Origin of the sequence: Prevotella sp. P3-92 (assembly GCF_002251205.1) — a bacterium.
Classification (GTDB): Bacteria; Bacteroidota; Bacteroidia; order Bacteroidales; family Bacteroidaceae; genus Prevotella.
The window spans coordinates 1-5,881 of sequence record NZ_NPJE01000064.1; the positions used below are offsets into that span (position 1 = coordinate 1).

A 5,881-nucleotide genomic window follows, 5' to 3' on the forward strand; every position below is an offset into this window, starting at 1 on the left:
TTAAGCTCCATCTTGCGTGCAATGACAGAGGCGAGATAATAGCGTTTGTACTTACTGGTGCAAATGTCAGCGACAAGGACCCGAATGTGTTCAAGGTTCTTGCTAAACGTTTGTATGGCAAGCTGTTCGCTGACAAAGGCTATATTTCGCAGAAGCTGTTTGACTTCCTCTTTGAGGATGGAATACTGCTGGTGACAGGGTTGCGCGTAAACATGAAAAACAAGCTGATGCCATTCTATGACAGAATGATGCTGCGCAAGAGATACATTATCGAAACCATTAACGACATGCTGAAGAATACGGCACAGATTGTACATTCACGCCATAGATCTGTAAGCAACTTTATCATGAACCTTATTTCTGCCTTGGGAGCATATTGTTTCTTTGATAACAAGCCAAAGGCATTGAAAGGATACTGCATCGAAGACACGAAGCAACTTACATTGTTCTAAGGACAGAATAATCTCTTTCGATTCTTTATATATAGCCCATGTCTGATGGTATGGGAAGAGAATTCACGTATCTGTCTTCACATGCAACTAATCGCTATTTTATCCCGAATTGGGGTAAGAATTGGTTTCTAATAATAATATTATCTGTTTCTTTATCGTCACGGAACAAGAAATCTCCATTTGTGGTGTAATAATCATCACGTCCATCAGGATCAATCCTATTTACGGGATTGTCATGACAATACATATAAGGACTATATGGATAATATTTCTCTGCCAGCGGATCCATCCTGTCCCAACGTGCTGTAATAGGATTGTACTGCCTTGCTCCGTAGTCGTAGGTGTTCAGTCCATGCATCTTGTCCAGTTCCTTTCCGTTATACTTATATGGTTGCACGTCACTTGTGGCGGCTGAGCCGTCACAGAACTGGGCTCCAAAGGGGTAGTAGTTCATCGTCTGCATCACCGTCCCCATGCTGCCCATCGCCTTCGTCACCTGACGTACGTTGCCGAGGTAGTCCTTGTCATAGTAGAGGAAGGTGAAGTTGTCCTGCGTGGCATTATATTGTGTGGCTTGGCAGTAACCCTCATCAAACAGGAATTTATCTATTTTGCCGTTTTTAAGCATTAGAGCACCTCCGAGCAGGTAGTCCGTGGAGTCTGTGTATAGTATCTCCGACGGCATGAGCTCCCTTGTGCTTCCTATGGCGACGGTGATGTTCGGCACGGCAGTCTGATACACCACGCGCAGTTTCTCGCCCGTCGCGCTATAGATATCCTTTGTCATGTTCCCCAACTATCTGTCCCTATAACCTCTTTATAACCAACTTTTCTTTTTCTTGTCGGGTCAACTCTTAAGTTGCCTATTGAATCAGTCCAAAAGTATTCTTGAATACGTACCCGACCACCCATTCCACTATGGATTATAGTGTATTTCCTATTAGGAAGTAAATTGATCATTTGCGTTTTTTTGTAACCACAACTATCATCCTTTTTAATCTTTAATCCTGTAGATTGACCCTGTAATCTGATTGTATCAAATTCTTTCGTATCATACGGATTTTCTTTGACAATAAAGAAAAAATGTCCTTCATGAGTTTGCGAACTATCAGATTCAATTTCTAAAACCAGTAAATTATGTACTACTATAATCTGTCGCCTCTCATCAAGTGAGAAAGAATGATCTTCTGTACATGCTGTAAAAAGAAGCGACACTATACAGGCATAAAATAAGTGTTTTATCTTCCCTGATTTATATAAGAGTTCCACCATATATCAAGTTGTTTTATCTTTTTTTCTTCAGATTTCTCATCTACAAATAATGTAGTCAAATCTGTTTTGAATTCATTCTTTACAAAATTTCTGAAATCTCTATATGCTATACTTCCTTGCTCTGCTTCTTTTTCACGTGGGGCTTCATCATGACTCATAGTCTTAATATACCCATAAATTGTTTTTAGTATGTATTGACCTGAATTCTGATCTCTATTTATTTGTTTTATATGACCAACCTCATGCGAAAATTCGCGAAACCACCAATCATAATATTGTTCACTGCTCATATTTGATTCATCGAAATAAGTAGGCGATACAAGTATACGAGTTTTTTCAGGACTACTTCCTAAAGTAATGCAATTGTTTTTCAGTTGTCCTCCGAATTCTTCCAACCTGACTTTCCTTATATGTTTTTCAGAAATACCAGACACTAAAGATAATAGATGAGCGGCGGATTCTGTAAAATTATAATATGTTGTTTGTGCCTTTGTAGTCATAATAGTTCCTGTAATACTTGTACCTGTCACCATGTATGTTCTTTCATGGCGAATTTTGACAATCCCTATAGGGAAAAGTCCATCTGAATCCACCAACATTACAGGATTATTCGTACAATACACATACGGACTAACGCCATAATATTTCTCTGCCAATGGATCAACCCTGTCCCATCGTGCGGTGATTGGATTATACTGACGTGCACCGTAGTCGTAGGTGTTCAGGCCGTGCATCTTATCAAATTCTTTCCCATTATATTTATACGGCTGCATGTCACCTGATGCGGCAGAGCCGTCACAGAACTGGGCACCAAAGGGGTAGTAGTTCATCGTCTGTACCACCGTCCCCGTACTGCCGGCCGCCTTCGTCACCTGACGTACGTTGCCCAGGTGGTCGCGGTCGTAGTAGTAAAACATGAAGTTGTCCTGAGTGGCGTTCAGGCTTTCCGCCTGACAGTAGCCCTCGTCGAACAGATACTTATCTATCTTGCCGTTCCTCAGCGTAAGGGCACCGCCCAGCAGATAGTCCGTGGAGTCGGTATATAGTATCTCCGAGGGCATGAGCTCCCTTGCGCTGCCGATGGCGACAGTGATGTTCGGCACTGCAGTCTGATATATCACGCGCAGTTTCTCACCCGTGGCGCTATAGACATACCTCGTCACGTTTCCGTCGGTGAACTGTATCCTGACCGGGTTGTTCATCATGTCGTAGTCTATCCTCGCTATCCTGCGGCTGGCGTCGCTCGTGAGCGACCCTGCGCCGTTGTATGTCAGTGGATACTCCTGCCCAGCCACGCCGTCAAAGTCCGTAGCACCTGCGTACGCCATCCGCGAGGCGTTGTCGCGCATGCTTGACAACTGGTTTCCCTCGTACGTCATCTGGAGGTCGTCAAGCAGTCCTATGATTTGAACCTTTTGAAACTTTATGCTAATCATTAATCTCCTTATTAATATTTCTGAAGAACTGAACCCCACGAACTTCTTATTGGGATTGGGCTTGTTTCTTTGAGTTTATCTATAAAATCCATGGTCGGTTTGTCATCGTAAATTCCTATCTCAAAATAATAGGCCCTGTCTTTTATAAAAAGTACGTTACCCATACCATCATGAGAAATGCTCTGAATAAAATAGTTCACGGATTTTCGTTTCCTTACTTCCGAGACAAGTTCTTCAAGTTGCCTAAATGCGGTAGCATCTATTATTATGCTGTCTTCATCATGAATTTTCTCCCACGAAATACCATCCTTGGGAAACTTTCCAGATGAGATAGAGTCATGACAATCCCAGGACATCTCACCGAAAATTTCTTTCAATGTCCTGTCTTCTTTAACCTCCACCCAAAAGCAATTTTTATTTGTGCTTGTTGGGAAATAAAGGTATTTGCATAGAATGCCATCGTCATACGTTTTCGTACATCCGCATAAGATGATTACAAAAAAGAAAATAATGTTTTTTTTCATTAGTACACAACTCTTTTATTTAGACCATGTTCTTTACGTAATTTGTTTTCTGTATATTTTTCATTGCCTATAATACCTACAGTTTCTAATTCACTGGTTTCTTCTTGTGTTTCATACAATTTACCATCTACGTCCCTGTAAATATACGATGATTCTTCTCCATCCTTTGGCGCATTGCCATTCATTGCTGAATATGCATGAATTAACTCATGTCCAACCACGATTTCCATAGGTATAGTTTCAACTACAGTTTTTTCTGTATTGGAGTCCTGAACTTTTAAATCCAGAGAAGATGACGGGTTCAGATTAATATAACCATCCGTACCTTTACCATTGGATGCGTCTTTAGGGAAATAACTATGATATCTATTCCTATCGCTTTCACTCCCTATCTGGATTCCAGTAGTACGTTTGTGACCAATCACATCTCTCAGCAAAGATGTTCCGACATCCAGTTTCTTGTCTCTATTGTCCCATCTTCTACCGCCAATTGTCACTTCACCTGTTTTCCTATTCAATAACAGATTGTCATTTGTCAATTTCTGCATATAACCTAATGTCCTCATCTGCTCATCATGGGTTCCAACTAAAAATATTTTCCTTCCATCAGGATCAATTAGTCTGATAGGATTGTTAAGACAATACACATACGGACTAACGCTATAGTATTTCTCCGCCAACGGGTCTATCCTGTCCCATCGGGCTGTCACGGGATTATACTGACGCGCACCGTAGTCGTATGTATTAAGTCCGTGCATCTTGTCTAACTCCTTTCCGTTATATTTATACTGTTGGAAGTCACTTGTAGCAGCAGAACCATCACAGAACTGGGCTCCAAATGGGTAGTAGTTCATCGTCTGCACTACAGTCCCCGTGCTGTTGCTGGCTTTCGTCACCTGACGTACATTGCCCAGGTGGTCCTTGTCATAGTACAGAAAGGTGAAATTGTCCTGCGTGGCATTATATTGTGTGGCTTGGCAATAGCCCTCATCAAACTGATACTTATCTATCCTGCCGTTTCTCAACGTGAGAGCACCGCCCAGCAGGTAGTCGGTAGAGTCAGTGAACAGAATCTCCGACGGCATGAGTTCCCTCGCGCTGCCTATGGCAACGGTGATGTTGGGAACTGCAGTCTGATACACCACGCGCAGTTTCTCGCCCGTGGCACTATAGACATATTTCGTCACGTTTCCGTCGGTGAATTGTATCCTGACCGGGTTGTTCAGGCAGTCATAGTCTATCCTCGCTATCCTGCGGCTGGCGTCACTCGTAAGTGACCCTGCATCGTTGTATGTCAGTGGATACTCCTGCCCAGCCACGCCGTCGAAGTCCGTCGCCCCTGCGTACGGAAGTCTCCAGACATTGTCGAACACGCTTGCCAACTGGTTCCCCTCGTATGTCATCCGCAGGTCGTCAACCAATCCGAAGCCTCCGTGCATCGCGTCCTGGAGCCCGCAACGTCGCAGCCTCTTGATGTTTCCGTTGCAGTCGTACTCCGCCTGCTCGTTGAAGTAGTTTCTGTTACCTGTCAGGTTGTCGCCTGTTCCGAAAAGCGCCAGGTACAGGCGGTTGCATCCATCGTACCTCAGGTTGTAGCCCTTGTATTCGCTGTCATTCCTTGCCTTCCACCGCACGGTGCTTATGTTTCCGTTGTGGCATGCGCTGTCAAGACCGTCGGCATAGTACAGGTCTTCGCGGAATCCTCCGCTGCTGACGCTCTTGAGCCATCCGTGCACGTCGTAGGTATATGAGCAGTATGACTTGGAGTTCCTTATCGTTTGCCGCCCCTTGGTGCTCAGCCTTCCGATGGCATCGTAGGAGTATTCCGTGTCGCGTGACTGCGCGGTGCCCCCGTGGCTGACGGACAGGCTCATTTTTGTCTTCTTGCCGTACCGGTATGTGTAGCCGGTCTTCGCCGTGAAGTCGCCCCCGTAACCTACGCCTACCCTGACCTCCGTGCTGTCAACGGCGCCCGTGAAGGTGTATTCGGTGCTGACATCCTCAATGTGCCCGCCGAGTCCCTTGCGCACAGTCCTCACCGCCTGACCCTTGCGGTCGTACACGGTGACAGTGCCGAGGGCCTCGCCGCCGGTAGCGTACACCACCTGTCCCGTAAGGTAGCCGATGGCGTGCTGTCTCTGTTCCTGTCCAATGGTTAATGCAGGCATCGCGCTTGTAAGGTTGTTGCCGATGAATT

At 44.8% G+C, this 5,881-nt stretch carries 6 protein-coding genes; 1 reads left to right on the forward strand and 5 read right to left on the reverse strand.

Annotated features, from left to right (window positions below; all coding sequences use genetic code 11):
* The coding region (locus CIK93_RS11635) for a transposase (protein ID WP_144269546.1) at positions 1 to 452 on the forward strand (452 nt) is incomplete at its 5' end.
* Between the two features lie 94 nt (positions 453 to 546).
* Here CIK93_RS11635 and CIK93_RS11640 read toward each other — a convergent pair.
* From CIK93_RS11640 to CIK93_RS11660, 5 genes are read right to left on the reverse strand one after another with little or no spacing between them, the layout of a single operon-like run.
* Positions 547 to 1,239, reverse strand: coding sequence for an RHS repeat-associated core domain-containing protein (locus CIK93_RS11640; RefSeq protein ID WP_094389655.1), 693 nt, complete (start codon positions 1,237 to 1,239; stop codon positions 547 to 549).
* Entirely contained in the window at positions 1,236 to 1,724 is a 489-nt protein-coding gene (locus CIK93_RS11645) for a hypothetical protein (RefSeq protein ID WP_254046315.1), read from the reverse strand. Before CIK93_RS11645 ends, CIK93_RS11640 begins: the two co-directional genes overlap by 4 nt.
* On the reverse strand, positions 1,691 to 3,160 hold the full coding sequence (locus CIK93_RS13950) for an RHS repeat domain-containing protein (RefSeq protein ID WP_254046316.1): 1,470 nt from the start codon (positions 3,158 to 3,160) through the stop codon (positions 1,691 to 1,693). The genes CIK93_RS11645 and CIK93_RS13950 overlap by 34 nt, the downstream gene beginning before the upstream one ends.
* Positions 3,161 to 3,171: 11 nt before the next feature.
* Entirely contained in the window at positions 3,172 to 3,684 is a 513-nt protein-coding gene (locus CIK93_RS11655; protein WP_094389657.1) for a hypothetical protein, read from the reverse strand.
* Positions 3,684 to 5,852 carry an RHS repeat-associated core domain-containing protein gene (locus tag CIK93_RS11660; RefSeq protein WP_094389658.1) on the reverse strand — a complete coding sequence of 723 codons (2,169 nt, stop codon included), beginning with the start codon at positions 5,850 to 5,852 and terminating at the stop codon, positions 3,684 to 3,686. The genes CIK93_RS11655 and CIK93_RS11660 overlap by 1 nt, the downstream gene beginning before the upstream one ends.
* Between the last annotated feature and the right edge of the window lie 29 nt (positions 5,853 to 5,881).

Excerpts from the sequence above, each read along its gene's own strand:
- CIK93_RS11640 (WP_094389655.1), bottom strand. The coding sequence starts at position 1,239 with ATGACAAAGGATATCTATAGCGCGACGGGCGAGAAACTGCGCGTGGTG.
- CIK93_RS11645 (WP_254046315.1), bottom strand. The coding sequence starts at position 1,724 with ATGGTGGAACTCTTATATAAATCAGGGAAGATAAAACACTTATTTTAT.
- CIK93_RS13950 (WP_254046316.1), bottom strand. The coding sequence starts at position 3,160 with ATGATTAGCATAAAGTTTCAAAAGGTTCAAATCATAGGACTGCTTGAC.
- CIK93_RS11655 (WP_094389657.1), bottom strand. The coding sequence starts at position 3,684 with ATGAAAAAAAACATTATTTTCTTTTTTGTAATCATCTTATGCGGATGT.
- CIK93_RS11660 (WP_094389658.1), bottom strand. The coding sequence starts at position 5,852 with ATGCCTGCATTAACCATTGGACAGGAACAGAGACAGCACGCCATCGGC.